This window comes from Pseudomonadales bacterium (assembly GCA_024234615.1).
Classification (GTDB): Bacteria; Pseudomonadota; Gammaproteobacteria; order Pseudomonadales; family IMCC2047; genus JAJFKB01.
In genome coordinates this window covers 1,546,239-1,572,587 of sequence record JACKNY010000001.1, presented here as the reverse complement: position 1 = coordinate 1,572,587, position 26,349 = coordinate 1,546,239, and the positions used below count along the sequence as shown (strand labels likewise).

Sequence of the window (26,349 nt, the reverse complement as noted above, 5' to 3'; positions counted from 1 at the left end):
CCATTTCGCAAATCGTTTAAATTCCACTAAAATGGAACGATATTCTAAACAGTTATTTATGAAAATACCATAACTTGTTAATTCTTGAAGAGATTTAAAAAATCAATCTCTAATTAGAAATTTTACATTTCAATTTGGCTATTGCGAATCTGTTCAATTAGTCATACCAGATAAGGAGACAGTTCAATAATGAGCCAAACAAAAGTCGCGGTTCTCGGTGGCGGAAGTTTTGGGACAGTGCTAGCCAATATCGCCGCAGAGAATGGCCATCAATCTCAGCTTTGGCTGCGAGATTCCGCAACAGCGCAACAAATAAATGAGCGACATGAAAACAAACGCTATATGCCCGGCTATTCACTGAAACCTGGTTTGATAGCAACAACAGATTTGAAAAAAGCGATTGTCGATAGTACGGTCATTTTCGTCGCTATCCCCAGTAGTAGTTTTCGTTCGGTTATCCAAAGGATTAAGCCGGATCTACAGCCAGAGCAAATACTGGTGAGCACTACTAAAGGGTTTGATGCTGACGGTTTCATGCTGATGAGTGAAATTATTGCCGCCTATACCGATAACAAAAAAATCGGTGTGCTGAGTGGGCCAAATTTGGCTAAAGAAATTTCCCAACGTGTTTTAACCGGCACAGTAGTCGCCAGTGAATATCCAGAGGTTAGGAATACCGTACAATCGCTATTAGCCAATGAGTATTTCAGAGTGTACAGCGGCAGCGATATGTATGGTGTTGAATTGGCTGGCTCACTTAAAAACATCTATGCGATTATTTCTGGTTTGGCGGCAGCGCTTGGCATGGGTGAGAACACCCGGAGCTTGTTAATCACTCGTAGTTTAGCGGAAATGAGCCGCTTCGCCGTATCCTTAGGCGCAAATCCGTTAACCTTTATTGGCTTAGCTGGAGTAGGTGATTTAATCGTTACCTGCATGTCACCCTTAAGTCGCAATTATCGTGTAGGCTATGCCTTGGGAAAAGGTGAGTCACTAAAGCAAGCTATCGCAAGCTTGGGTGAAGTGGCGGAGGGCGTCAAAACCCTCGAACTAGTAAAACACAAAGCAGATGAAATGGCTGTGTATATGCCTTTAGTGAATGTGCTCTATGACGTAATATATAGTGGCCTTTCCATCAGTCAGGCCATTAAAACACTGATGATGGGAGCCCAAAACACAGATGTCGAGTTTGTATTGTCCGATAAGCTGAAAGTTAATTCATAAAGCGGGAGCCAACCATGAGTGATATAAATGAAAATATAAAATCGGAAAAGCAGTGGCTGCGAGGGTTGTTCATGATTCTTTTCTTGGTCGTTTATGAAATCGCTGAAATGGTTCTCGTGGCGGTAACGCTAGTTCAGTTTTTGTTTTCAATTATCACTGGAAGCAATAATGCTAATTTGAGGCAATTCGGAGACAGCCTCGCGCAGTTCGCACAACAAACTATCGCTTTTCTGACCTATAACAGTGAAACCAAACCCTTTCCCTTCGCTGACTGGCCGCAAGCGAGCAGAAGAATTGCTGAAGATGAGCAAGATGAGCAGCAAGCACCGCCAACAACGGGCTCTTAACTTTCTCAATGAGCGCCTTCAACTTCTACCTATGGCTGTTTTACCTGTTATCCGCATCTGGACTACTGTACCTTTGGTGGCGATTGATGCGCAGACTGAATCAGTTTTTTATTCGTGATGCCTTGTTAGGCCTACTCATCATATTGCTATTTACTCCTTGGTTTGCCCAACCGGAACAGGCCGAAATTGCACCTGCTATTTTCGTACTGCTGCATGAGTTGCTATTTAATGGCGCCGATAATACTTCGCGAGTGCTGATTCCGCTTATCTTAGGGTATTTGTTATTTATATTCTTGCTCACGCTCAGTTACTGGATAGTTCGTCGATTCCGACTAAACTCTAAACAGCCAAAGACAATGGATGACACAGCTACAGTGCAGGATCAGTAAAACTAACGCTAACAGTTAAAACAGGCCACTGTTTCTTCTTTCACATACCCACACGAATACCAAAATGCGTCAGATACTCCCATCATTTTTTTTAGCGATTTTACTTCTCAGCGGTAATCAGCTTGCACTGGCAGAGAGTGAACCGCTTGACCTGCGCATCCTTATCGACATATCACGAGAAGTAAAAACAGCCCAGCCTAGTGCTCAATATCTCGACGCGCTCCATCTCTTCGTTACCCAACTACCAGAAAACAGTCGGGTCGGAATTTGGACCTATGGAAAATACGTCAACTATTTGGTCCCGCAGCAAAGGATCGACTCATCGTGGCATGACAATGCCATCAGCAAAATTCAATCGATTCGACCAGTTGCTGCGAACCGCAATATTGGCTTAGTACTACGCAAAGCCAGTTACGATATAAAACTGGAGGATCAAGCACCTCGCTCAATATTACTGATTAGCGCGGGGGGGGTATCTACCGATGATGAAGCAGGGGGCAATGAACGAGAAAGTCGTCGGATTAAGGAGACGCTCATACCAAAACTGAGAGAAGCAGGGTACCTTATTCACACCATCGCACTCTCCAAGACGGCGGATACGGGTCTATTAACCACGCTGGCAAAAGAAACTGGCGGTTTTTCTATCATATTAAACCAAGCCGATGACATATATTCTGCTCTGGAGTTGCTAGCGCAACGGATACAACAGTCCAACAGTACGCCCATCCAAGATCAGCAATTTGCCATTGACGTCGGCGTCACCGAATTCATCGCACTGCTAAGACATGAGCAAGGTCTGACGATGAGCCTGCAATCACCAAGCGGCAATGATATTAATCAACACAATGCCGCTACGAATAACCAAGTTCAATGGATACAGGGTAAACAATTTGTCCTAGTTAAAGTGTCCAACCCCGAATTAGGACGCTGGCGGCTTTCTGATGGCTTTCATGAGGAAAACAGAGTCTTTATTCGAGGCACGCCATTAATCAATCTGAATAAATTTCAGAACGATTACTTCGCTGGTCAAAACCTCGAACTGAGTGTGGCTTTGCAAACATTGGAGGGTTCGAGTAATCCCCGCGTTAGTGTTGAGCTAACAGAAAGAGAATCTTTCAATTATGAGTTAGAAGCACAACCAGACTCGAGCGGACTCTATATTGGTCAGATTAACGGCTTTTATCAATCAGGCCTATACAAAATCAAAGTGGTTGCTGAAGCGCTTAATTACACACGTGTACTTGAACTTCCATTTCAGGTGCATGACCTACTAACAATGCATATCAGCAAGCAGCAAGGTGAGAACAGCGACGAATACTTGGTCACCATAGAGCCAATGGATGATGATCTTGACCTGAATCAGTCAACCATTGTCGCAACCATTACAGACTCTACGGGTGAGTGGACGGTGAGCAGTGTTAATCTTAATGATGCCAATCAGTGGGAACTGTTAATCAAGGATGATGGTAAAAGTACAGAATACCAAGTAAAACTGGATTTTAAAGGTGTGACTCAAAGCGGACGGCAGCTACATTTTCAACCAAAACCACTGGTCATTACAGCCTCTCGAAAAGACATTAGTACAGAAAACAAACTCATTGTCCCTTTTCATAAATCGATTGGCGAAAATACCAAAAAGGCGCCGATTCAACCTCATGTTGAAACACTTGAGAAAGGTGAAAAGCCGCTAACCCTTATCATCGTTGCGATAACCAGCGTAAGTCTAGGCCTGCTTTTACTTGGGCTGTCTTTCTTCAAAAACTATGGTAAAAAAGAGCCTCTCGCACTCTCGACTCAGGAAGCCAAGACAACAAAATCTGTCGAGGCTGAGGATACTTTGTCAAGCCCAGAAGTAGTCGCTATCCTCGACCCTGAAATTCCCGTTGTTGAGCCCGCTCAGGTAACAGCTCTTGACGAGGAGGGCGATACCAGAGAAAAAGACAGCGCTGATATTGAAATTAAACTTAATCTGGGTGATAAATCAAAACGTAGCGAAGCTCCGGCATTGAGCGAGCCTAAGGAGCCTGCAGCCAATTCACCTGACGCTAATGATCTTGATTTGGCCTTGGATGATGGTAGTCCTTCCGAAATCGAAATCGAACTAGATTTTAATGACGAGGCAATCGTAGAAGGAACCGAGCTTGCTCCGGAATGGAGCGAGCTGGATGCGAAAAGCAATATAGAAGCGCCGGTTAAGAATGCTGGAGTAAATCACGGTGAGGCCGAAATTGAGTTTGAGTTCGATGATGATGTTATCAACGAAGCAGAAAAAAAGTCGGACTCGCAGGACACATAAACAGAATTCTATCTGCGTAAAGTGCTGCTAATTTTGGCTAAGCCTGCATACAAAATATCCTTCGCCAGCAAAATGATTGTTCTTAATCAAGGCTTAGCAACAGCGCACTTTACCTAAACTCGCTGCCACGTTACTCTAGATATTACTCAAGTGGAAACCCAGCCAGTTAGCGCTTGCCTAGCGGTAGTGGGCAGACCTCTGCACAACAATTTATTTTCGGATTTAATTATGAGATTTAATGGCACCGACGAATACGTCACCACTGACGACCTTACCATGGCAGTAAATGCCGCAATTAACCTCCAGAGACCTCTGCTGATTAAAGGCGAACCAGGCACTGGCAAAACCATGCTAGCCGAGCAAGTGGCGAAATCGTTAGGGCTTAACCTCATCCAATGGCATATCAAATCCACTACCAAGGCACAACAGGGCTTGTACGAATACGATGCGGTTTCTCGTTTGCGGGACTCACAGTTAGGTGATGAAAAAGTACATGACATCGCCAACTACATTGTCAAAGGCAAGTTGTGGGACGCTTTTGAAGCCGACCAGCCGACCGTACTGCTGATTGACGAAATCGATAAGGCAGATATCGAATTTCCTAATGACCTGCTATTGGAGCTTGATCGCATGGAATTTCATGTCTACGAGACGCAAAAAACCATCAAAGCTAAACATCGGCCAATTATTCTAATCACCAGTAACAACGAGAAAGAATTGCCCGATGCATTTTTACGCCGTTGTTTTTTCCACTATATTAAATTTCCTGACGCGGCTACGATGAAGGAAATTGTCGACGTGCATTTTCCGAAAATCAACCAAAAACTAGTCACTCGCGCATTGGAAACTTTTTTCGAAGTGCGCGACGTACCGGGACTAAAGAAAAAACCTTCCACCTCAGAACTTATCGATTGGCTCAAACTACTCATGGCCGATGATATTCCCGAAGACATACTGCACGATAAAAATAGTAAAAATGCGATTCCGCCGCTCTACGGCGCTTTGTTAAAAAATGAGCAAGATGTTCATCTATTGGAGCGCTTGGCCTTTATGAACCGTCGTGAAGCTTAACTGAAACGGATCAGGCCATGTTAATAGGTTTTTTTCAGGAACTGCGAGCAGCTAAGGTGCCCACAACACTAAGAGAGCTGTTGGATTTATTGGCGGCCCTAGAGCAGGATATGGCCTTTGTTGATATCGATGCGTTTTACTACCTCAGCCGGACAATTCTGGTCAAAGATGAAAAATATTTTGACCGTTTTGATAAGGCTTTTGGTCGATACTTTAATGGTCTTGCCGAGTTTGAGGACTTGCTGGCAGCAATTATTCCGGAAGATTGGGTTCGCGATGCTTTTATTTCCTCGCTTTCCGAGGAAGACAAGGCGAAGATTAAATCTATCGGCGGTCTTGAAAAACTTTTGGAGGAGTTTAGAAAGCGGCTAGCGGAACAGAAAGAAAGGCATCAGGGCGGTAGCAAGTGGATTGGTACTGGTGGCACTTCGCCTTTTGGCGCCGAGGGCTATAAGCCGGAAGGGATACGTATCGGACAAGACGGTAACCGTAATTTTAGCGCGCTTAAAGTGTGGGATAGACGCGACTACAAAAATCTGGATGACTCGGTAGAATTAGGTACACGCAATATCAAAGTAGCTTTGCGTCGGCTCCGACATTTTGCGCGCACAGGAGCGCAGGATCAGCTAGACATGGATGACACCATACGTTCGACCGCGAAAAATGCCGGATATCTCGATATCAAGATGGTGCCTGAACGGCATAACGCGGTTAAGGTTCTATTGTTCATGGATATCGGCGGCTCCATGGATCCACATGTTAAACGTTGTGAGGAGTTATTTTCCGCTTCGCGCACTGAGTTCAAACACCTGGAATACTATTATTTCCATAACATGGTGTACGAATCTCTTTGGCAAAACAACGAGCGACGCTGGTCAGAAAAAACACCAACCTGGGATATCCTGCATAAGTACGGCAGTGATTATCGTGTCATCTTTGTCGGCGATGCCAGTATGTCCCCCTATGAGATAAGTTCTCCGGGAGGTAGTGTTGAGCACTGGAACGATGAGGCAGGGAATGTCTGGATGAAACGCTTTAAAGAAACCTTCGATAAAGTGATTTGGCTGAATCCGAAGCCACGTGAAAGTTGGGATTATAGCCAGTCAATCAAAATAGTTGATCGACTGGTAGGCGGGCATATGTACCCACTCAACATAGAGGGGCTCGAAGCGGGGATGAAGTACCTGAGTAAATAAGTCCATAGAACAAAGCTAAAAGGCTAAGGAATATCCCTCAGAGACTCGCGCGGGTAATATCGACATAAAGCTTTAACGATTGCCCAGGTTGTAAATATTTATGGCGACTAATGCCATTCCAGGATTCGATGCTAGCAATACTCACATTGAATTTCTGTGCTATGCGAGCCAATGAGTCGCCCTGTCTCACGCGATAACCTACCTGACGGATAATTTCGCGATCAGCGGCGGGGGAGGCACTAGAGGCTGTCAGCTGCGGCTTCTGCCAAATCACCAGCTTTTGCCCGACACGCAGTTTGTCGGTGGTTCCCATACCATTCCAGCGAGCTATTTCACGCATTCCCGCACCATATTTTCGGGATAGGTCCCAAAAACTATCACCCGCTCGGACAGTATGTACCTGCTTGGTTTTGCCACGAGCAGCCGGGCGCTCTTGCTTTGCCAATAATCGCTGAGCTGCACTTAGCGCATAATGTTCAGAGCCTTTACTCGCAACCGGAATAAATAGAACATTTCCTGCGCGGATATGATTGTTTTTTAGCTGGTTAATCTGACTCAGGGTCTTGGTTGTTGTCCGGTGATGTTGTGCAATAGTGCTAAGAGTATCACCACTTTTAATTTGGTAGCGTATCCAACTGACCCGTTTCTCGGGTGGCAACTTTGCTAAGTTAACTTGAAACTCAACTGCATTTGACATCGGCACATTAAGTCGATGAGGACCATCGGGCGATGTTGCCCACTGATTGTAGCCTGGATTGAGTAAATATAACTCATCCAAATGAATATTAGCCAACTCGGCAGCCTGCGCCAAATCAATCTGTGAGCCAATCTCAACTTGTGCAAAATATGGCAGGTTAGGCAGGGGAGTTAAACTAATGCCATAGGATTCTGGGTCAGCGATTAACTGCGCTAGCGCAATTAATTTAGGCACATAATCTCGTGTTTCTTGGGGTAAATCGAGCGACCAAAAGTCTGTGGGTTTATTGTTTTTCAGGTTCTTTTTAATTGCATTCCTGACGTTGCCGCCGCCCGAATTATAGGCGGCTAAGGCTAACAACCAATCGCCATCAAAGCGCTCATGGAGGTAAGACAGATAATCTAAAGCCGCAGTGGTCGAAGCCACCACATCACGTCGCCCGTCGTACCACCAGTTTTGTGGTAAATTAAAGCGCTTGCCGGTTGCGGGAATAAATTGCCACATACCGGATGCCCGTCCATGTGAATAGGCGAACGGGTCGTACGCGCTTTCCACTACCGGGAGCAACGCCAATTCCAAAGGCATTCCACGCTCTTCGATCGCATCAATCACATGGTAAAGATATCTATTTGCCCGGTTCGTGACACGCTCGATGTACCGCTGATTATTAGCATACCAATTACGCTGAGCCCGAATACGTTTGTTATGAATATCAATGTCCAGGGTAAAACCTGAGCGCATCCTGGCCCATAAATCAATGATAGGGACTGGCTTTTTAGTGTATTGAGGAATATCAAAGAAAATCAGCTCAGGTACAGTAACCACCTCAGCCGTCGCCAATTGGGATGATTCGGCATTAGGGGTTTGTATGGCATTGCCGACTATGTGTTGTTCCTTCTGCGTATTAGGAATGCTACAGCCAATAAGCAGCAGGCTTACCAGTAGATTAAAATATACAGTTTTTAGGTTAAAAAGTGCTTTTAACATCTTGTTTTATCTTTATTTATTTTTTTAATAGGCATGTTTATCAACCAAAGTTCAAGAGAGATAGAAGTGAGCCTTTTCAGCTAACAGAGTAGGTTGCTGCACAAATCAGCCGATTATCGAAGTAAAGTACATTACTCTAATATAGCCGTTAAAAATTATCTTTCCATTCTCTTGTTACTCGAAACACCTCGACTGGGTCGTCTAACTGCTCTCCAGAATATGCTTCCGCTGCCGCTTTCACGCTTGCCTGCTTACTTCTTAAAAAGGGATTGATGTCAAGCTCCTTGGCGATGGTTGATGGCAGTGTCGGAGTATTCTGGCGGCGCAGCTCTTCACATTCAGCAACATAGCTCTCGAGTGCTTCACGCTCGGGCTCAACCACCTGTGCAAAACGTAAGTTCGACAGACTATACTCATGTGCGCAGTAAAAGACGGTATTGCCAGGAAGGCTCGCTAATTTACTCAAGGATTCGTACATTTGAGCCGCAGTTCCTTCAAATATTCTGCCACATCCCGCAACGAATAATGTGTCACCACAAAATAGAGAGGGAGCGGGCGTTTGATCTGTATAGAAGGCAATATGGTCAAGAGTGTGTCCGGGTACCTCAATGACGTCAAAACCAACACCCAAGACTTCCAGACGGTCTCCTTCTTTTACGTATCGTGAGATATATGGAATTTTATCGTTATCAGGCCCGATCACTGAAACCCCCATACCTGCATAGTCCAATAATTTTTCCACGCCACCTACATGGTCGGGATGATGATGGGTGAGGAGAATGCCCGCCAGGGTTAATTGATGCTCTTCCAAATACCCGATTACCGGGTCAGCGTCACCGGGATCAACGACAAAGGCACGCCGGGACGCATGCGCTGAGCTGGTAATCAGCCAAATATAGTTATCGCTAAAGGCAGGTATTGGGACAATCGACAACATTTGTATCTCTCACTCTAACAACGAAAGGGCTATAATAAACCAAGTGACACTTATACGGCTAGGTTAAGCCGATGAATGACAGCATTGTCATTCAAGCCTTGCTTCTTTTTAACCAGAGGAAAAGCTCTCGTTATGGGATTGTTTTCAAAAAAAACACCCTCGATTATTCAAAGTCAGCATGAATGGAGAAAATGGGAAGCGTCTAATATCGCGCATCACTTGGCAGCCCTTGAACAGGCGATTATCGATCCTCTGATGGAACGAACATTCGGCCATCAACTACTTCAAATTAGCATTGCTGGATCACCGTCGTTGCATCAAAATTCTCCTATCGCCAATAAAGCCATTTTACACTTTAGCTACCCGGTCCAAGGACTGGGGCATGCTCTTATTTCGGAGCCAGAGTATTTGGCCATAGCAAATGAACACGTAGATGTTTTGATATTGCACCATGTCTTAGAGTTTTCAAACAACCCGCACCAAGTGCTCAGAGAAGCTCAGCGTGTATTGTCTGCTGGCGGATACTTGTTTGTTGTCGGGTTTAATCCCTGGAGCCTATGGGCGCTTAAAAAAGCTTTTGCACTAGCAAGGAAAGCACCCTGGAACGGGAATTATCTTTCCTACGGAAGAATTTCCGACTGGATGCGATTACTGGATTTTAACCTTCAAAATACCCAGTTTGGTTTCTTTAAGTTCCCAGCTAGCAACGAGCAATTTATGGCCAGTTGTGATTGGCTTGAGCAAGCCGGGCAAAAATACAATTGCTTTTTTGGCGGATTTTATGTCATGGTGGCGCGCAAGCAAATTTTGGGCGTGACTCCGTTAAGAAGCATAAAGACTAGGCGTCGAATTATCCCTTTCCCAGTAACCGAACCAACAACCCGGAGTAGCCGATTTAGTGACTGAAAAAGTCGAAATGTTTACCGATGGAGCCTGTAAAGGAAACCCGGGGCCTGGCGGTTGGGGCGTGCTATTGAGATATAAAAATAAGGAAAAAACGCTTCATGGCGGCGCCGCCAACACCACCAATAATCGCATGGAGTTGATGGCCGTTATCGAGGGTCTGCGAAGCCTAAAACGTTCCTGTGGTGTTGTCATTACCACTGATTCTGTCTATGTAAAAAGTGGTATTACTGAGTGGATACAGGCCTGGAAAAAACGTGGCTGGAAAACGGCAGCAAAAAAACCCGTGAAAAATGAAGACTTGTGGCGACAATTGGACAAGGAAGTCACTCAGCATGATATTGAGTGGTGTTGGGTTAAAGGGCATAGTGGACATCGTGAGAATGAAATTGCGGATGAATTAGCCAACCTAGGCGTTGCGCAGTATTTAGCAAAACACCAGAGCTAGAAGGGTATTATGCGTCAGATTGTTCTTGATACGGAAACGACAGGACTAGAGGTCTCTCAGGGTCACCGCATTATTGAAATTGGCGGTGTGGAACTGGTTAATCGCCGTTTAACCGGCAGGCATTTCCATCAGTACATCAACCCGCATCGAGATATTGATGCGGGCGCCATGGAAGTACATGGCATTACCAGTGAGTACCTGGCTGACAAACCGAGCTTTGCCGATATTGCCGAGCAGTTTCTCGATTTTATTCGCGGTGCTGAGTTAATCATTCACAACGCTCCTTTTGATATTTCATTTATCGATAACGAGTTCCGGCTGGTTTCTAAGCAATATCCGGGTACCCGCAAAATTTGCTCTGTGATCGACACTCTGGTGACGGCACGGAAAAAACATCCTGGGCAAAAGAATAACCTAGATGCTTTGTGCAAGCGCTATGCTGTAGACAACTCACAACGGGATTTACATGGGGCGCTATTAGATGCCGAAATATTAGCGGACGTTTATCTGGCCATGACAGGTGGTCAAACTGCGTTAAGTTTGGGCGGCAAAGAAGAAGCCAGCAATAACCAAGAAAGCCTTGCCATACAGGCCATTAGCCCAGATCGAAAACCGCTTAAAATCCTATTTGCAAATCAAGAGGAAATAACTGCCCACAACGAGCAGCTACTTCGTATAAAAAAAGCGAGTGATGTCTGTATTTGGCTAGATAAGTATCAAGGGTTATCTGATTAATTCTTTAAAGAGTCATTTGATTAAAGCAAATAGCTCACACCGATATACCCCATACCCCCTAAAACGACAGTATAGGGTAATGCCATAATGACCATGCGCCCATAAGATAATCTAATCAAAGGCGCAATAGCCGAGGTTAAGAGGAATAGGAAGGCTGCTTGTCCATTGGGCGTTGCAACGCTAGGGAGGTTAGTACCCGTGTTAATCGCAACTGCCAGAATATCAAAATGTTCTCTGGATATATTGCCTGCATCCAATGCAGTTTTCACTTCGTTTATGTATACAGTGGCGACGAAGACATTGTCACTGATCATGGATAAAAGCCCATTTGCAATAAAAAACATACCCGGCTGTGCATCCAGTTCCATGTTCAACACATAGTCAATGACCGGGTTAAACAGGTGTTGCTCATGAATAACAGAAACAATAGCAAAAAATACTACCAGTAGCGCCGTAAAAGGCAATCCCTCTTCGAAGGATCGGCCAATTTGATGCTCGTCTATAACACCATTAAAAGCAGTTTGCAGCACGATAATGGTTAAACCGATCATGCCAACTTCCGCGACATGAAATGCCAATCCAAGCACAAGAAGTATGGCGACAATACCCTGTATGATTAAGCTCGCTACCTGCTTGTGTGTCCTTTCTTTATCGTGGGTTTTATCGACATCCTCAAGAATTTTCCTAACCTGCTCAGGTATTTTCTCCCCATAACCGAACCAGCCGGTTATTTCGAGCAACAAAACTGTCAATAGACCGGCGCACAGCACCGGCATGGTGACAGGCGCCATGCGTAAAAAGAATTCAGCAAATTGCCAACCGGCAACCTTAGCAATCAGTAGGTTCTGCGGTTCACCAACTAGGGTGCAGACGCCACCCAAAGCGGTGCCAACGGCGCCATGCATTAATAGGCTACGTAAAAACGATCTGAATTGATCCAGATCTTCGCGATGGAACTCGTGAATACTCGAGTCGCTGCCATGATCATGTTCGTTCTGTACCGGCTTACCTGAAGCCACTTTATGGTAGATAGTATAGAACCCGATGCTGACGCTAATCAGCACGGCGGTTACCGTTAAAGCATCCAAAAACGCAGAAAGAAAAGCTGCTACGAAGGAAAATAGAAGTGAAATAGCTATTTTAGATTTGACTCGAATGAGTATTTTGGTAAAGACATAGAGCAGCAGATCCTTCATAAAATAGATGCCAGCTACCATGAACATCAATAGAAAGATCACCTCAATATTATTAATCGCTTCCGTAAATACCGCATGGGGAGAACTCATGCCTAAAAGAATCGCTTCAAGAGCCAAAAGCCCACCGGGTTGGAGAGGATAGCATTTCAAGGCCATTGCTAAAGTGAAAATGAATTCGAGAATAAGGAGCCAGCCCGTAACAAAGGGTCCTAATGAAAAAAGAAAAATCGGATTAATTATGAGAAAAAGGATGATAGTTTGCTTATACCAACTAGGTGCAGCTCCCAAAAAATTATGCGCGAACGCCTGAGCAATACTTCGTGACATTATTTATCCCTTGGTATTTGGCCTAAATAGAAAAGGCTCTGTATTATTGGACTAGGTAGAAAATCCGACGTTTTATTATCGGCAAATCTTCTCTTTTCGGCCCGCTAATATAACCTAGCCGATTAGCTGGGTGCAATCTAATCGGGAGCCTTCAATATTTTAATTTTGTTGCCTCAATAAATCCTGGTAGAGCCCCACCAATATTCCCGCCGTGACACCCCAAATATGGTGATGTTGATAATAGGCCGAATAATATCGCCGCCGGAACTCAGCATACTGATGTTCTTTAAGCTGGAACACATTGGGATCCATAAGATAATTTAATGGCACATGAATTATTTCTGCCACCTCCGAAGGGTCGGGAACGAGGGATACTGGCGATCGAATCAAACCTATCACCGGTGTCACTCGAAATCCACTTATCGTATAGTAGTCGCCCAATTGCCCAATCACATCTACCTGTTCAATCGATAAATTAATTTCTTCCTGAGCTTCTCTAAGAGCCGCCTCGACGCATGTCTCGTTTGGCCCTTCCAAGCTACCGCCGGGAAAGCTAATTTGGCCAGCATGACTGCGTAAATGATCTGCGCGACGAGTAAGCAACAACTGGAGGCCCGTAGGCTTTTCCAGAATCGGAATCAGCACAGCTGCTGCTTTATTAGTTTTTTCGCACATACTTTTGAATAGTAAAGAGTCGTCTTGATACTGAGGAAGAGGAGAGGGATTCTGCCTACCCAAAAAATGCTTCCGCAGAAACGACAAGGACAGTTCCGGCACAGGGCTCTGATTATACCGGTGATCGCTCACTTAACGACTCCGTTACTCTGTAGCACGTTAAGAAGGTTGCTGACTTTAATATAGCTCTCCTGGTATTCGTTATCGACATCAGAGCCAGCCACAATACCACCTCCACCCCAGCAATAAATGCGCTGATTGTGACAAACCAAGGTTCGAATGGCGATATTGGTATCCATATTACCGTTAAAATCCAAATAACCAATACTGCCACAATAAGCACTGCGGCGTTGCGGTTCAAGCTCTTCAATTATTTCCATGGCGCGACGTTTTGGTGCACCCGTTATTGAACCACCGGGAAATGAATCGCGTAAAAGATCGGCTGCATCGCGCCCGGGTTTAAGATTACCTCTGATCGTGCTGACAAGATGATGCACATTGGAATAACTTTCGATGGCGAAGAGTTCGGGCACTGTGACACTGCCCAGTATGCAGTTTCTACTAATATCGTTTCGCATCAGATCAACAATCATTAAGTTTTCCGCTTGATCTTTTGAACTATTGCGTAGTAATTGAACGTATAGCTGATCCTGTTGCGGAAGCACTCCACGCGGTCTTGTACCCTTAATGGGTTTTGTTTCTACCTGATTATCGCGTACCAGAATAAATCTTTCTGGCGACAAAGAGAGTAGGGCATAATCCTTTGTCTGCAAGAATGCACTGAAGGGAGCGTCGGTATGGGCTCGCTGCATTAAGTAAGCCTGCCACGGATCCCCTTCATAAGGCGCATCAAATCTCTGTGAAAAATTGATTTGATAACAATCACCTGCATAAATATATTCAAGTATTTTTGCATAAGATTCAGCATACTTTTCCGCACTTGTATTCGACTTGAATGGTTCTAGTAATTTAAAGCAAGCTGTGTTGTTACGATCTAAATTTGTTAAGATTAGCGTCAGAATTTCATGACAATCAAGCTCAGTGCATTCCGGCCTGGCGATAAAGTATAACTTCCGATTAGCATGATCACGGATAATCGCCCATAGATAAATTCCAATATCCATTTCCGGTAAATCGATATCACGTACAGCAGTTGTTGGGAGTTGGCTTATTAAACGGCCAAGATCGTAACTAAAAAATCCGATTGCACCACCGGTAAAAGGCAACAATTTATCATTAGCGCAGGGCGCATAACTTTTAAGCTGTTCTTTTAATACACTAAAAGGGCATGTTTGCGTTGCAGTGCTTTGATCAAATGACGCCACCGTTGTTGTTTTACCCGAAGTCGTGATAGTCATGCAGGGTGCCGCTGCAATGATGTCAAAACCTATATTATTAAAATCAGCGTTGCTATCTAAAAATACCGGTCTTCGGAGATGCCTAATACGCTCAAAAATTGTTTGATTTGAAATTTCATAAGGAATTGGTTCAATGGTAAGCGGCAAACTATTCATTAATATACTTTAGATAAAACACATAACTAATTGTTTAAAAGGGTTTTAATTGTTTGTTTTTACCGGATCGATGACGTTCTCGCATTTCAACGTCAATATACTTATCCGTGATAGCGCTGGAGCCGTGACCCGCATCATCGCGCACATGCTCACGCGGTCTATGCTTAACATCATCTGAGATGCCCGTGTGTCGGAGCCAGTGAACAGTTGCTGCCTTTAGAAGCTCGGCATCCTGTTCAAAACCGTCCTTAAAGAGGCGCTCTACAGCCGCGTCGAAACATTTCTGTACAATATTACGAATCTGTCGTGTGCTATTAATTGCTCCGCGACCTCGTGTTTTCGAGATAAGCGGTAAAGATTCACCTGGTGCCGGAAGAGGTGATAATCCAGAAAACTGGCGATAGCGCTTAAAAGCCGTCAGCATTGCATCACTAACAGAAATATCCCGCTCCTTATTCCCTTTGCCGACTGTTGTGAACCACCAATTACCATCCATATCCATATGAAAATCACCCATTTCAGGGGTCCAACGCGGACTTGCGGCCAGCTCTGAAATTCGTAAATACATACCATACAAAGCCTGAATCACGAACAGAGTGCGCTCGTGTTCTTCAGGATTAAGCTGAGCTAATAGTTCCGCTGTATCAACAACATAGCTCCATTGTAATTCTGTCAATCGTCTAATTTTTGCCTTTTGCTGATGCTTTCTCAAGTACTTACTTTTTTGTCGAATTAGCGCTATGGGATTGCTATCTATGTATTCTTCCTGAACTAAATAAGTAAAAAAACTACTCAAAATAGAGAATACCGCCTGTAGTGCTTTAGACGAAAGACTAAAATCTTTTTGCCTTGGCTCATTCGCATGCAGACTTGATTTAACGATATAAGGACGCCAAAGTGGATTAACAACCCGTAAGCCATCTTTATTCAAATACCTAGGTACCGTTTTGACGCCAATCCATTCCAGCGGTGGTTTTTGACAAAAATCGATAAAGTGCTCTATATCTAGGCGTTTTAGTTGGCTCAGGCTGGTTTTGTTGATAAACCAAGACCACTGCAATAGTCTTTCAACTTCTCGTCGGTAGGACGCAAATGTATCTTTGCTGCCACGATAGCTGTAGAGAAACTCAAGTGCGTGTCGATAATCCTCTTGCGCTTTGCCAATTCCAGAAGAAAGAATGTATAACGATATCTGATTATTAGTTTGTCCTAAGGTAATTTTTAGATTATCCAAAGTATCAAATAAAGGTTGTGGTGGTAGTATGTTATTCGACATAGTTAAGTGTTTACTTCAAGCTAAAATGATTATTTATTATTTCCTGTAATAAAGATTACAGGAAATAAGGTAATGTACACAACCCTGTCCACAGTATTATTAACATCACATTTTTATAAACGTGAATCCCACTGGGACAATAACGAATCAATATCATCTACATTGGCATCAGTCAAAGCCCACGATCTCCTCAAATGTAACAACGTATTCAGTAGCTGCTCTTTGCTTGCTTTGTTACGATTAGCCAGCCACCAGTGTACTACTGACAACAACATCCCTATTTCTGCGCGAGCGCCAATTTCGGGATGGATGCCATGATTGATGTGCCCGTCTTTAATACCCTTTTTTAGCTCCGTCATACGAATGTCAATCAGAGGCTTAAAGAGATCTGACTTATCAGAAGAATCCGGTGCGGCCGTGTCCAAAGCAATACGCAGATAGTCTTTATTCTGTTCGGCAAACTCAATTACTGCTTCGATTTCCGCTCTATCCGAATTACCCTGCCCGCCGTTATAGTTGTGCGCAGCAAATATACTTGAAGCTAACTTGGCTGTGGCTAATCTTGCGATTTCGTTATAGAGGGCTTTTTTATCCTTAAAGTGGAGATAATAAGTTCCGTTTGCGACACCAGCATCCCTAGCGACAGCAGCTATTTTCATTCCATGGAAACCGAATTCCGAAAACGCTCGAACACCGGCGTCAATTATTCTTTGTCTAATCTCATCCTTTAGTTGTCCCTTAAGCGGCTTTTTGTCTTCGCTGTAGTCTATGGCCATATGACATCCTATAAATAATATTCTTTATATGAGGGAGGTCTCATATTATGAAAAGTGTCTCATCATTATTAGATGAGATTTCTCTCACAAAATATGATATCTCTCATTAATAATCAATAAAAATTACTGGTGTGAGTATTTACTATGGTTATATCTTAAGATTGGTAAAGTTTTAAATTAAAGAAATTATCTTAGAAAAATCGCACGAAACGCTGCGCAGCGCTATTTTGTCGTGTTATATCGGATAATATTGAGAGATACTTTTCCTCGCACACACAAAAAGAAAACATAGTAGCGAATGAAGGTTTACAGCTATCGACGTGCATCGGTATGTGCAATCACTTAAACTGATCAGCAGTAGCTAATGTACGAGCAAAGGCTACTGCCCTCCTGGTTTTAAATTGAGTAACGGAACAAAGTGTAGCTATGGGATTAGAATCAATTACCTTTTCTTTCTTTTTAATTTTTACTGGGGCAGCAATATTGGCTTCACTGGCGCTTTATACGCGACAGCCTCTATTGGTTGCCTATATTGTACTTGGTGCTTTGTTAGGCCCTTCGGGGTTTGCATTTATCAACAATACCGATCTATTGTCGGATATTTCACATATCGGCATTATCTTTCTGTTATTTTTGTTGGGGCTGGATATGCAGCCTAGCAATTTGTACCACATGCTAAAGAAAGCTACTTTTGTCGCACTGATTAGTTCCGCAATTTTTGCTCTCATTGGCTACGGTATTGCCATAATTTTTGGGTTTTCACACCCAGAAAGCCTGGTAATAGGTATTGCCATGATGTTTTCCAGCACTATCATCGGCATAAAACTCTTGCCAACAACAGTATTGCACCATCGTCATACGGGTGAGTTGGTCGTTGGACTACTGCTGCTGCAGGATTTGATTGCAATTTTCGTGCTTTTAGTACTCTATACCAACGAGACTGGTGACGCGTCTTTTAAGAGTTATGCGACGACAATCCTCGCTCTTCCCCTTTTGATATTCTTAGCAATCGTGTTTGTTCGCTTGATACTGTTAAGGCTCATCCAGAAGTTCGATCGTTTTCAGGAGTACATCTTCCTCGTGGCTATCGGTTGGTGTCTCGGCTTATCTGAGGCAGCTCAACTCATGGGCTTATCTTCAGAGATTGGTGCGTTTATAGCCGGCGTCACGGTAGCGACCAGCCCTATTGCTCAGTTTATTGCCATTAGTCTTAAGCCGCTTCGAGATTTTTTCCTTATTCTCTTTTTCTTTTCTATCGGGGCAAGCTTTAAATTAGCATTACTCGATGAGGTATTGGTCCCCGCGTTAATTCTGACGACGCTGATGCTAACCTTAAAGCCCACTGTGTTTCGATTACTGTTGACGAGAATCAGTGAGACCAAAGATCTCGCCTGGGAGATTGGTTTTCGACTTGGCCAAATCAGCGAGTTCTCGTTGCTAATTGCCTATATCGCTACCGGCATCCATATGATCGGAGAAGAGGCCTCACATTTAATTCAGGCAACCGCTATTCTTTCTTTCTTGTTCTCGTCGTACCTTGTCGTGCTGAGGTATCCGACACCCATTGCCGTTTCGGATAAATTAAGAAGGGACTAAAGGCAAGTCACGAAAACCCAAGCTTAATCTATTCTTTATCAATGCGTTAGGAGTAAAACTTAAAGTTAGACAACCTTTCCCACCAAGTTAAAATCAGCCGGTCACAGGCTGAATGTGCCGCCATGGATAGGCGATCCTGCAAGGTCTTCTTGTGTACATAAGTTACCTTATAGACCTCAGCTTGTGCACATGCCGACATTAAATAGTCATCACTTGTACCCAACTCATCAATCAATTTTTTAGCCAATGCGCGTTTGCCAAACCAAACTTCTCCGGTTGCCACTTCATCAATATTGAGCTGAGGTCGATTCTCAACAACAAATGCCTTGAACAGACTGTGAGTGTCTTCCAATTCTTCCATGAATTTTTCGCGTCCTTTGTCCGTGTTTTCGCCAAAGAGTGTTAGGGTGCGTTTGTATTCACCCGCAGTCATGAGTTCGAAATCAACGTCGTGCTTTTTGAGTAATCGATTAAAATTGGGTAATTGCGCAACCACACCAATCGAGCCGAGAATAGCAAAAGGCGCTGCGATTATCTTATCCGCAATACAAGCCATCATATAACCACCGCTGGCCGCGACTTTATCTACACATATTGTTAGAGGTATGTCCCGATCACAAATGCGTTGAACCTGGGAGGATGCGAGTCCGTAAGTGTGTACCATGCCACCACTACTGCTCAGCTTTAGCACCACTTCATCCTCTTTTTTTGCTATGGACAAAATACTGGTGATTTCTTCACGTAAAGACTCCACCGCAGAGGCCTTGATGTCCCCTTCAAAATCCAGCACATAAACTCGTTTCTTATGGCCACCCTCCTTCTCCACCTTAACTCGGTCTTTCTTTTCCTGCTTGGCCTGTTTTTTCTCATTCTTCAGTTCTTGTTTAAGTACATCCTTATCCAAAGCGACGCTTCGAATTGCATCCGTCATCTCCTCCAGTTCATGGTTTAAATGGGTCACTTCAATATGGCCCGCAGCCCCCTTCTTGGTGCGCATTCCAGCGGACACGATAGTACCAATAATTATCATCGCAGCGACGACGATAGTGATTGCTTTGGCCAAAAATACGCCATATTCAGCTAAAAATTCCAACGTCCTATGCTCCCTCGAGGTAATAAGTGGTCGCTATGATAATTCACTTGACCAAAGAGGGGTAATTTTTGTTTGATCAAGCCAAGCAAAATGGGCGATCATGCACTAATATTACTAATCTTGCTTTTACTCGTTTCAACGAACGCCAGGGAGATAATCAATGCGGATTGGGGCCAGTTTATTAGGAATATTTCTGCTATCTATAAACCTTGCTGCACCTGCGGCTGAATCCTATCAACGTAAGTGCGAAGTAGTTGATGGTGTAGTCGTCTGCCAATCCCTCGCCGACGAATTGGCTAACTTACCCGCAGAGGAAAAAGGTACTCGCCTTTACCAAGAGGCAGATAAACGTCACGGTCCTCTCATGGGATATGGCAGCCCCGGCTATGGCGATAGCCAGTCAAAATTTATTGCGGTAATTAAAGAAGCTGACGGCACCCAGAATACCAGAGAGATTCGCCTCAAGTATCTGGAGAACTCTCCCGACGGCAATAAACGACTGATGATTTTTGATAAACCGAAAGACCTAAAACGCCATGCTATGCTAACTGTTTCGCACAAAGATGGCGCAGATGAACAATGGGTATATGACCCGGAAAATAATCAGGTCAAGCGTATTCTCTCCAATAACGCGTTCACACCTTTCTCCGGTACTGAAATCACTTTTGAGGATATCAGCTCTCAGGATATCACTAAATATGACTATCAATATGAACGTGATGCACAACTGGATGGCACGCCTTGTTACGTCATTAACCGTTTTCCCAAAGGCAAATATTCAGGCTATCAGCGCTTAGAGACCTGGATTGATAAAGCCACTTATCTAGTGAAAAAAATTGATTACTATGACCGCGGAGGCAAACTATTAAAAACCTTGGTCATGGGTAATTACCAACAATTTAATGATAAATACTGGCGCGCAGGTGAGATGCTTATGGAGAACCACCAGAGTGGCAGAAGTACCCAGCTGGTCTGGTCTGAGTACCGTTTTAATACCGGCTTAACTGAGGCAGACTTTAGTTTGAATAGTTTAAAGAATGTAAATTGAGCATCAGCGTAGTTGGAACTGATGGGGTTATAGAGGCTAACTTTTTCGTGACAAGTTATTAATATTTTCGAGAGATAAGTCTTATCTAACGGGTATCATCCTTCATTTTCCGGGCTGCTCCGTTTCAGGCAAAGTTTCTGAATTACCCAAAACATAACCCTCGGGAATATCGGATAAACGCACAATACGACCTCCATGCATTTCGACAAACTGGTTTGCCTGTGCACCTTCACGAAATGGAAAAGCTTCCATCGCACCCATGCCTCCACGCAGGTTACTGTCAATAACATAGAGTGCCCAGTCAGCCTGAATCCAGGCATCAGGGGACATTTCAGGGTGAGCTAAATTAAACTCTGTCATGGTATCAATCGCAGTGACATAAAGCATCGCAACGCCTTGGGATTCTTCCGGAAGTTTGGTATAGGCTATGCCATCTCTCACCGTGGTAAACCATAAGGGCTCGGATTTCCCGCTAAGGTGAATTTGGCTTTTTGGTCCCTTATGCTCATTAACCAGCATATTACAGAAATAGCCGACCGCTTCTGCTGTCGGTAACTGTGGTTTTGGCGGTGCTGTTTTTTTGTCGGCTTGGCATGCCACCAGGAGTATGATAACTCCCAATAAAAGAATACCTTGCAGGTTACTTTTCATGTCATAGCTCCTTACGGCTAAACAGGTATATGGCGGTTGATAGAAGTAACATTACCCATCCGCACATCAAACCGAGCAGAACATTGGCGTCGAAAGAGTTAGCCATGTTGGTGACACCAGACACCATGCTTGCAGCTTCGGATCCGGCCAAGTTATAAAGTCGATAAGCGTCCGCAGGATTAAGTAACACCAGCACATCAAAAATCGCTGGTAATAATTGTTGCTCTTTATCCGCCAATATCAGTCCTAACAGAATGAGATCATAAAGTACTAACAAAAACAGCCAAACCCCGACCGCCGCCCCAATGGCACTCGCACGTACTTTGCTGAGCAAACTAATCAGGCATCCGATGCTAATGAATACTGCTCCTAGCAAGAGCGAACTGCCCATCATTTGGCCGTAGCTAACCCAGTCGCTTAATACCGAACTTTCTAAGCTCGCCAAGTATATTCCTGCGCTTCCGTAGCCCAACACAATGGCCAACATAAGCACAGCTAAATGGCCCACAAACTTACCCAATATAATTTGCCAACGCGATATCGGGTAGGTCAATAATAGTAATAAAGTACCCTGCTCCTGCTCACCAACAATGGCGTCAAAGGAAATAGTCAGCGCCACCAGTGGAATAAGATACAGGCTCAAACTGGAAAGGCTAACGGTAGTAATACTCATTAGGCTGGCGCGGGAATCACCGATTGGGGTAGAGCCCAGGGCAACTAAAGAGAAGGCTAAACTTGCAAGCAATATCACTGATGACAAAGCCCAGCGGTTACGTATAGAGCGCTGAAATTCGGCGAGAACGATAGTGATAATTGCGTTCATCCGCGACTTTCCTTACCCACAAAATGGGAATACAGGTCATCCAGCCGTGGTGGAATAATTTGTACATCCTTAATGTTGGCTTGTTGATCCATAATCTGCTGCATTAATTCCATTTTTTTATCTTGTTGGCATTGGAAGGAAAAGGTATTAAAGCTATCTTTACCATTAACAGCATAACTAGACTGCTGCTGAAACGCCTTAAAGGCAAGCTCTTTGCCAGGCAAGCTAATCACGCGAATTTGGGTGGGTAACTTCGCCGCATCACGCAGTTGTTCTAAGCTTCCCTGAATAACCACAGCCCCCTGTTTCATGATTAGGATTTTGTCGATCTCCCCTTCTATCTCTGACAGTGCGTGCGAAGATATCAAAATAGCCGTTCCCTGAGCCTGACAGCCACGTAATATTTGATAAAAGTGACGTCTGAGAAAAGGGTCCAAGCCAGTTGTCGGCTCATCCAGCACGAGTAATTTTGGCTGTCCAAGCAGCGCCTGAGCTAAGCCCAAGCGTTGTCTCATGCCTTTTGAATAGGTTTTGACACGAGCATTAGCCGCTTCGCTTAAACCCACTAGCTGCATTAGTTCAGCACATTGGTTTTGTGACGCGTGCTTTAACCGGGCATAGAACCTCAGCACTTGGTTACCTGTCATCTCCCCTTGAAAAGATACGGTTTCCGGAAGAAAGCCAATATCGCTATGTGGGTTTTTACCGGTTTCTGTTGAAATATGCAGTATTCCGGAACTGGGTTGCGCCAAACCTAGAATAAGCTTCATCAGGGTGGTTTTACCGGCTCCGTTATGTCCGATAATCGCCACACTTTCACCAGCAGATACGGATAAATCCACTTGCTGGACAACGGCTTTGTTACCGTAATATTTGCTAACCTGGGAAAGTTTAATCATAGTGTGCTTTTTAGGGTGTCATAGCACATGGCGGCGCATGAGAGGCGCACTGTCTTGCACGCCACCGGGATGCAGCGCGGGGAATTGAGATTGCGCCCATTGCAGCAATTGCAAAGCCGGGCTATTCAACAGAATTTTGGCTGCCGGGTGGCGCCAGATAATTTGATCAACGATGGTATTTGGGCGATAGGGTTTGTCAGCGATGCCATCACCATTCATATCAAAAGCCAGATGATCACTCCAAAAATTACCTTGCTCTGCTTTTGACCACTCCAATTCTCTGGTACCCACGTATTTCACCTGAGTTCGGTTAGCTACAAAATTATTGCCCCAGATTTCGTTTTGCTCTGACCCGGCGGTGAAATGAATACCTATCAAACAGCCTTCGAAATGATTTCCAACTATTTGATTCATATTTGAATTATAAATAAATGCACATTTTTCGGCACCACCTTCAACGCGGTTGTTGGTAATCTCTGAGCTGTTCGCAAAATTAAAAAAAATACCGCGGTCTCTGTCGCTTTTAGAAACGTTGCCCTTTACGACTAAGTGCGAAGAGTACATCAAAGCAAAACCAACATGGTTGCCCTCAGAGATATTATTCGAAATTTCACTGTGATTGGTATACATGTAATGTACGGCAAATCTCAAATCACTAAAATGATTATTGCTGAACCGATTATCTTTGCTGGTGGTGGCAAAGATACCATCCCTGCCAGACTCTATACGATTGCCAATAACGATAGACCCCGGGCTGTTCCAGAGCTGAACACCATTACCTCTTTCGTTAACTCTAAGGCTACTCAGGCCAACAATACTGTTTGAGACCACCTGAGCATTTTTTGGTCCCTTGAGATAAACGCCAATCAGATTATTCTGCAAATGGTTGTTGCGTATTACCGCATCACCTGCTTTTTGAGTGATAAAGATACCGCTGTGCTCTTCCGAGAGCAGCTGTCCCGAATTTTCAATCCTAAGACCTTCTATGCTAACCGACGGCGCATCAACCAAAATAACGTGGCCTATACCACCACCATCAATAATTGCACCCGGTTCTCCTTTGAGCGTAATTGATTTTTTGATGATTATTGGAGCTTGATAGCGTCCGGCGCTTAGTTCAATGGTGTCACCATCCTTCGCTGCCGCGATACTATCCAGCAATACATCAGCCTTCGGCATTAACCGGTAGGTTTTTGCTTGGCAATGACCACTTGCAAAGGACAGCGCGGCGGAGAGAAACCCCACCGCCGCACAGTTAAAAGATATCATATCGCTAAGTTTAACCTAGGCAGGCTTCACCAGCATACGTCCTCGCATTTCCATGTGCAGCGCATGACAGAACCATTGACAGTAATACCAATGGACACCAGGACGATCAGCCTTAAAGGTAACCGAAGCCGTCGCTTGTGCGGCAACCTCAAAGGCTACACCGTAGTTCGCCAGTGTGAAGCCATGGGTCAGGTCATCGATCTGATCTATGTTAGTAACGAAGACTGTTACTTCGTCACCCTGGTTAACAGTAAAGTCACTCATGCTGAAAGACGGCGCCATTGACCACATATAAACGCGAACCTTATTGCCATCACGTATGACCTTGCTATCAGATTCGAGAGTAACACCATCTTTCTTGGCCCAAGCACGAGCATCGGCGAATATCGGGTCGTCCCGCGTCCAGACCTTGTTTGGATTCACAATGTCTCCGCGCACAATAATACAGTCGTGCGGTTCGGCAAAGGTCGGTCCGTCATGTACTATTTTCATTTTGCTACCGGCAATATCAATGAGCTGATCATTTTCAGGCTTTAACGGGCCGACATTAATGAAACGGTCTTTGGAAAACTTATTCAAAGATACCAGCCATTTACCATCCGCCTCTTTAGTTTCACCCATTGAGGTGTGGTTATGCCCAGGCTGATACTGGACATCGATTTTTTCAATAATTGGATTTACTTTTTCACCGTTATAAGCACGAACAGCTTTGTCTATATTCCACTTCACTGCCTGGCTATCGAGGAATAATGTTGTGAAAGCGTTGCCTTTGCCATCAAAAGCCGTGTGTAATGGGCCAAGACCAAGTTCAGGTTCAGCCACTACAGCATCTCTCGGTTTAATCTTGTCTTTAAACATATCCGGGAATTTTCTCACATCAAGCACAGTTACCGTGGGTGACAACTTCCCGTTAACCACAATGTATTTGCCGTCAGGAGCGGTATTACAACCGTGTGGACTATTTGAGACAGGGATATAACGCGTGTACTTAGAGCCTTTGCGGCCATCCAAAACAGGAACTCCGGCAATGCGCTTGAAATCACCTTTTTTAACGCCGGCTTCGATCGCTTTGATATCAAATACAACCGCCCAATCCTGCTCGCTAGCGGTCATTTCTGCCAGGGTTACCCCGCCTTCACTGTTGTAACAGGTTGAAACAGCGTACAAACCTTGATAATCAGCATCGCAATTATCCAGGTTGCCATCCACCATAACCTGCCAAGCCACTTCCATTTTATCGCCATCAATAGCGCTGAAAATCGCATGATATTTATCGGGTTCGTCCAGTATAGAACCGTCATTTGGGATTGGAACCCGATGCTCACCGTTGGCGAACACATAACCGGTACGAGGATATTTTTGTGGCCGTAGGCCGTGAATATCAGAGGCGTTGGGAATTTCAATAATTTTGTCACATTTCATTACATCAATACGAATGCGGGCCACACGCGTGTTCGCTTTATCGTTGATAAACAAATAGCGGCCATCATAGGTGCCATCAGTAAAGGACATGTGGGGGTGGTGTGCGTCGCCGTTATGCCAAACACCGCCCTTGTCTTTGAGGAATTCTTTGGTTTCAGGCAGTAAGCCTTCGGTTAGTATTTTGATACTTTCATTGGTTTGGCCCCAACCGGTTGCGCTACAACGATTAAATACTGGAATACGCATTAATTCGCGCATCGAAGGAACGCCCATAATGCGCACTTCTCCCGCCTGACCGCTACTCCAAAAGCCATAGTACTCATCCAAATCGCCCGGCACCACATGAGCATTATTGTCACTGGCAGCATTGGCCGTTTGCGGCGTCAGCGCGGATAATCCACCCATAGTGGCAGCGCCTAAACCAGCAACTGTAGCAATACCGGCGGAGCGCGATAACAGCTCACGCCGAGAAGAGCCCTTAGGGTCAAGTAGTTCAGCTGGTTGATCTTTTTTCTCACTCATTATTGTTCTCCTTCAAGATAAGGGATATGCCT

Annotated in this window: 24 protein-coding genes; 11 read left to right on the top strand and 13 right to left on the bottom strand. The window is 44.5% G+C overall.

The annotated features are described in order from the left end of the window. Positions 1-189: 189 nt before the first annotated feature. The 6 genes from H6995_07200 to H6995_07175 all read left to right on the top strand — a co-directional run bounded on the left by H6995_07200 (position 190) and on the right by H6995_07175 (position 6,523). Positions 190-1,224, top strand: coding sequence for an NAD(P)H-dependent glycerol-3-phosphate dehydrogenase (locus tag H6995_07200; protein ID MCP5214776.1), 1,035 nt, complete (start codon positions 190-192; stop codon positions 1,222-1,224). Between the two features lie 14 nt (positions 1,225-1,238). Further along, positions 1,239-1,571 carry a DUF4389 domain-containing protein gene (locus H6995_07195; GenBank protein MCP5214775.1) on the top strand — a complete coding sequence of 111 codons (333 nt, stop codon included), beginning with the start codon at positions 1,239-1,241 and terminating at the stop codon, positions 1,569-1,571. Between the two features lie 86 nt (positions 1,572-1,657). Next, a complete protein-coding gene (locus H6995_07190) occupies positions 1,658-1,960 on the top strand; it encodes a hypothetical protein (GenBank protein ID MCP5214774.1) in 303 nt (100 codons plus the stop codon). 64 nt (positions 1,961-2,024) lie between these two features. Beyond that, a complete protein-coding gene (locus H6995_07185; protein MCP5214773.1) occupies positions 2,025-4,256 on the top strand; it encodes a VWA domain-containing protein in 2,232 nt (743 codons plus the stop codon). A gap of 228 nt (positions 4,257-4,484) precedes the next feature. Continuing rightward, positions 4,485-5,327, top strand: a complete 843-nt coding sequence (locus H6995_07180; protein ID MCP5214772.1) for a MoxR family ATPase — start codon at positions 4,485-4,487, stop codon at positions 5,325-5,327. 17 nt (positions 5,328-5,344) lie between these two features. Then, entirely contained in the window at positions 5,345-6,523 is a 1,179-nt protein-coding gene (locus H6995_07175) for a hypothetical protein (GenBank protein ID MCP5214771.1), read from the top strand. A 37-nt stretch (positions 6,524-6,560) separates the two neighbouring features. On the opposite strand, the gene H6995_07170 is transcribed toward H6995_07175, so the two are convergent. Together H6995_07170 and gloB are read right to left on the bottom strand one after the other, a co-directional pair. Then, the gene (locus H6995_07170) at positions 6,561-8,207 is read right to left on the bottom strand and encodes a LysM peptidoglycan-binding domain-containing protein (GenBank protein MCP5214770.1); all 1,647 of its coding nucleotides are present in this window, start codon (positions 8,205-8,207) and stop codon (positions 6,561-6,563) included. A gap of 148 nt (positions 8,208-8,355) precedes the next feature. Continuing rightward, positions 8,356-9,144: a hydroxyacylglutathione hydrolase gene (gene gloB, locus H6995_07165; protein MCP5214769.1), complete on the bottom strand. Its 789-nt coding sequence runs from the start codon at positions 9,142-9,144 to the stop codon at positions 8,356-8,358. Positions 9,145-9,219: 75 nt separating this feature from the next. On the opposite strand from gloB, the gene H6995_07160 reads away from it, so the two are divergent. Genes H6995_07160 through dnaQ form a run of 3 tightly spaced genes read left to right on the top strand, consistent with a single transcriptional unit; the run spans position 9,220 to position 11,230 of the window. Next, a complete protein-coding gene (locus H6995_07160) occupies positions 9,220-10,050 on the top strand; it encodes a methyltransferase domain-containing protein (GenBank protein MCP5214768.1) in 831 nt (276 codons plus the stop codon). 10 nt (positions 10,051-10,060) lie between these two features. Then, positions 10,061-10,495: a ribonuclease HI gene (gene rnhA, locus H6995_07155; GenBank protein MCP5214767.1), complete on the top strand. Its 435-nt coding sequence runs from the start codon at positions 10,061-10,063 to the stop codon at positions 10,493-10,495. Positions 10,496-10,504: 9 nt separating this feature from the next. Continuing rightward, on the top strand, positions 10,505-11,230 hold the full coding sequence (gene dnaQ / locus H6995_07150; GenBank protein ID MCP5214766.1) for a DNA polymerase III subunit epsilon: 726 nt from the start codon (positions 10,505-10,507) through the stop codon (positions 11,228-11,230). Between the two features lie 20 nt (positions 11,231-11,250). Here the strand turns inward: dnaQ and nhaB are convergent, their stop codons facing one another. The 5 genes from nhaB to H6995_07125 form a co-directional block, all read right to left on the bottom strand. Further along, a complete protein-coding gene (nhaB, locus tag H6995_07145; protein ID MCP5214765.1) occupies positions 11,251-12,753 on the bottom strand; it encodes a sodium/proton antiporter NhaB in 1,503 nt (500 codons plus the stop codon). Positions 12,754-12,912: 159 nt separating this feature from the next. Next, positions 12,913-13,398: a CoA pyrophosphatase gene (locus H6995_07140; protein ID MCP5214764.1), complete on the bottom strand. Its 486-nt coding sequence runs from the start codon at positions 13,396-13,398 to the stop codon at positions 12,913-12,915. Between the two features lie 158 nt (positions 13,399-13,556). Then, entirely contained in the window at positions 13,557-14,942 is a 1,386-nt protein-coding gene (pabB, locus tag H6995_07135; GenBank protein ID MCP5214763.1) for an aminodeoxychorismate synthase component I, read from the bottom strand. A 34-nt stretch (positions 14,943-14,976) separates the two neighbouring features. Further along, positions 14,977-16,218 carry a tyrosine-type recombinase/integrase gene (locus tag H6995_07130; protein ID MCP5214762.1) on the bottom strand — a complete coding sequence of 414 codons (1,242 nt, stop codon included), beginning with the start codon at positions 16,216-16,218 and terminating at the stop codon, positions 14,977-14,979. A 113-nt stretch (positions 16,219-16,331) separates the two neighbouring features. Further along, positions 16,332-16,994, bottom strand: a complete 663-nt coding sequence (locus tag H6995_07125) for a TetR/AcrR family transcriptional regulator (GenBank protein MCP5214761.1) — start codon at positions 16,992-16,994, stop codon at positions 16,332-16,334. Positions 16,995-17,420: 426 nt separating this feature from the next. Between H6995_07125 and H6995_07120 the strand changes: the two genes are divergently transcribed. Continuing rightward, the gene (locus H6995_07120) at positions 17,421-18,590 is read left to right on the top strand and encodes a cation:proton antiporter (protein ID MCP5214760.1); all 1,170 of its coding nucleotides are present in this window, start codon (positions 17,421-17,423) and stop codon (positions 18,588-18,590) included. Between the two features lie 46 nt (positions 18,591-18,636). Here the strand turns inward: H6995_07120 and sohB are convergent, their stop codons facing one another. Further along, positions 18,637-19,683, bottom strand: coding sequence for a protease SohB (gene sohB / locus H6995_07115; protein MCP5214759.1), 1,047 nt, complete (start codon positions 19,681-19,683; stop codon positions 18,637-18,639). A 160-nt stretch (positions 19,684-19,843) separates the two neighbouring features. Between sohB and H6995_07110 the strand changes: the two genes are divergently transcribed. Then, the gene (locus H6995_07110; GenBank protein ID MCP5214758.1) at positions 19,844-20,731 is read left to right on the top strand and encodes an outer membrane lipoprotein-sorting protein; all 888 of its coding nucleotides are present in this window, start codon (positions 19,844-19,846) and stop codon (positions 20,729-20,731) included. A gap of 102 nt (positions 20,732-20,833) precedes the next feature. Here H6995_07110 and H6995_07105 read toward each other — a convergent pair whose 3' ends face one another. Genes H6995_07105 through nosZ form a run of 5 tightly spaced genes read right to left on the bottom strand, consistent with a single transcriptional unit; the run spans position 20,834 to position 26,317 of the window. Then, positions 20,834-21,382: a nitrous oxide reductase accessory protein NosL gene (locus H6995_07105; GenBank protein ID MCP5214757.1), complete on the bottom strand. Its 549-nt coding sequence runs from the start codon at positions 21,380-21,382 to the stop codon at positions 20,834-20,836. A gap of 1 nt (position 21,383) precedes the next feature. Continuing rightward, the gene (locus tag H6995_07100) at positions 21,384-22,205 is read right to left on the bottom strand and encodes an ABC transporter permease (protein MCP5214756.1); all 822 of its coding nucleotides are present in this window, start codon (positions 22,203-22,205) and stop codon (positions 21,384-21,386) included. Then, on the bottom strand, positions 22,202-23,104 hold the full coding sequence (locus H6995_07095; protein ID MCP5214755.1) for an ABC transporter ATP-binding protein: 903 nt from the start codon (positions 23,102-23,104) through the stop codon (positions 22,202-22,204). Before H6995_07095 ends, H6995_07100 begins: the two co-directional genes overlap by 4 nt. A gap of 18 nt (positions 23,105-23,122) precedes the next feature. Further along, on the bottom strand, positions 23,123-24,373 hold the full coding sequence (locus H6995_07090) for a nitrous oxide reductase family maturation protein NosD (protein MCP5214754.1): 1,251 nt from the start codon (positions 24,371-24,373) through the stop codon (positions 23,123-23,125). 15 nt (positions 24,374-24,388) lie between these two features. Beyond that, positions 24,389-26,317 carry a TAT-dependent nitrous-oxide reductase gene (nosZ, locus tag H6995_07085; protein MCP5214753.1) on the bottom strand — a complete coding sequence of 643 codons (1,929 nt, stop codon included), beginning with the start codon at positions 26,315-26,317 and terminating at the stop codon, positions 24,389-24,391. Positions 26,318-26,349: the final 32 nt, after the last annotated feature.

What these genes read in the sequence shown, in the direction of transcription:
- H6995_07200 (MCP5214776.1), top strand. Translation starts at nt 190, where the DNA reads ATGAGCCAAACAAAAGTCGCGGTTCTCGGTGGCGGAAGTTTTGGGACA.
- H6995_07195 (MCP5214775.1), top strand. Translation starts at nt 1,239, where the DNA reads ATGAGTGATATAAATGAAAATATAAAATCGGAAAAGCAGTGGCTGCGA.
- H6995_07190 (MCP5214774.1), top strand. Translation starts at nt 1,658, where the DNA reads ATGCGCAGACTGAATCAGTTTTTTATTCGTGATGCCTTGTTAGGCCTA.
- H6995_07185 (MCP5214773.1), top strand. Translation starts at nt 2,025, where the DNA reads ATGCGTCAGATACTCCCATCATTTTTTTTAGCGATTTTACTTCTCAGC.
- H6995_07180 (MCP5214772.1), top strand. Translation starts at nt 4,485, where the DNA reads ATGAGATTTAATGGCACCGACGAATACGTCACCACTGACGACCTTACC.
- H6995_07175 (MCP5214771.1), top strand. Translation starts at nt 5,345, where the DNA reads ATGTTAATAGGTTTTTTTCAGGAACTGCGAGCAGCTAAGGTGCCCACA.
- H6995_07170 (MCP5214770.1), bottom strand. Translation starts at nt 8,207, where the DNA reads ATGTTAAAAGCACTTTTTAACCTAAAAACTGTATATTTTAATCTACTG.
- gloB (MCP5214769.1), bottom strand. Translation starts at nt 9,144, where the DNA reads ATGTTGTCGATTGTCCCAATACCTGCCTTTAGCGATAACTATATTTGG.
- H6995_07160 (MCP5214768.1), top strand. Translation starts at nt 9,220, where the DNA reads ATGACAGCATTGTCATTCAAGCCTTGCTTCTTTTTAACCAGAGGAAAA.
- rnhA (MCP5214767.1), top strand. Translation starts at nt 10,061, where the DNA reads ATGTTTACCGATGGAGCCTGTAAAGGAAACCCGGGGCCTGGCGGTTGG.
- dnaQ (MCP5214766.1), top strand. Translation starts at nt 10,505, where the DNA reads ATGCGTCAGATTGTTCTTGATACGGAAACGACAGGACTAGAGGTCTCT.
- nhaB (MCP5214765.1), bottom strand. Translation starts at nt 12,753, where the DNA reads ATGTCACGAAGTATTGCTCAGGCGTTCGCGCATAATTTTTTGGGAGCT.
- pabB (MCP5214763.1), bottom strand. Translation starts at nt 14,942, where the DNA reads ATGAATAGTTTGCCGCTTACCATTGAACCAATTCCTTATGAAATTTCA.
- H6995_07130 (MCP5214762.1), bottom strand. Translation starts at nt 16,218, where the DNA reads ATGTCGAATAACATACTACCACCACAACCTTTATTTGATACTTTGGAT.
- H6995_07125 (MCP5214761.1), bottom strand. Translation starts at nt 16,994, where the DNA reads ATGGCCATAGACTACAGCGAAGACAAAAAGCCGCTTAAGGGACAACTA.
- H6995_07120 (MCP5214760.1), top strand. Translation starts at nt 17,421, where the DNA reads ATGGGATTAGAATCAATTACCTTTTCTTTCTTTTTAATTTTTACTGGG.
- H6995_07110 (MCP5214758.1), top strand. Translation starts at nt 19,844, where the DNA reads ATGCGGATTGGGGCCAGTTTATTAGGAATATTTCTGCTATCTATAAAC.
- H6995_07105 (MCP5214757.1), bottom strand. Translation starts at nt 21,382, where the DNA reads ATGAAAAGTAACCTGCAAGGTATTCTTTTATTGGGAGTTATCATACTC.
- H6995_07100 (MCP5214756.1), bottom strand. Translation starts at nt 22,205, where the DNA reads ATGAACGCAATTATCACTATCGTTCTCGCCGAATTTCAGCGCTCTATA.
- H6995_07095 (MCP5214755.1), bottom strand. Translation starts at nt 23,104, where the DNA reads ATGATTAAACTTTCCCAGGTTAGCAAATATTACGGTAACAAAGCCGTT.
- H6995_07090 (MCP5214754.1), bottom strand. Translation starts at nt 24,373, where the DNA reads ATGATATCTTTTAACTGTGCGGCGGTGGGGTTTCTCTCCGCCGCGCTG.
- nosZ (MCP5214753.1), bottom strand. Translation starts at nt 26,317, where the DNA reads ATGAGTGAGAAAAAAGATCAACCAGCTGAACTACTTGACCCTAAGGGC.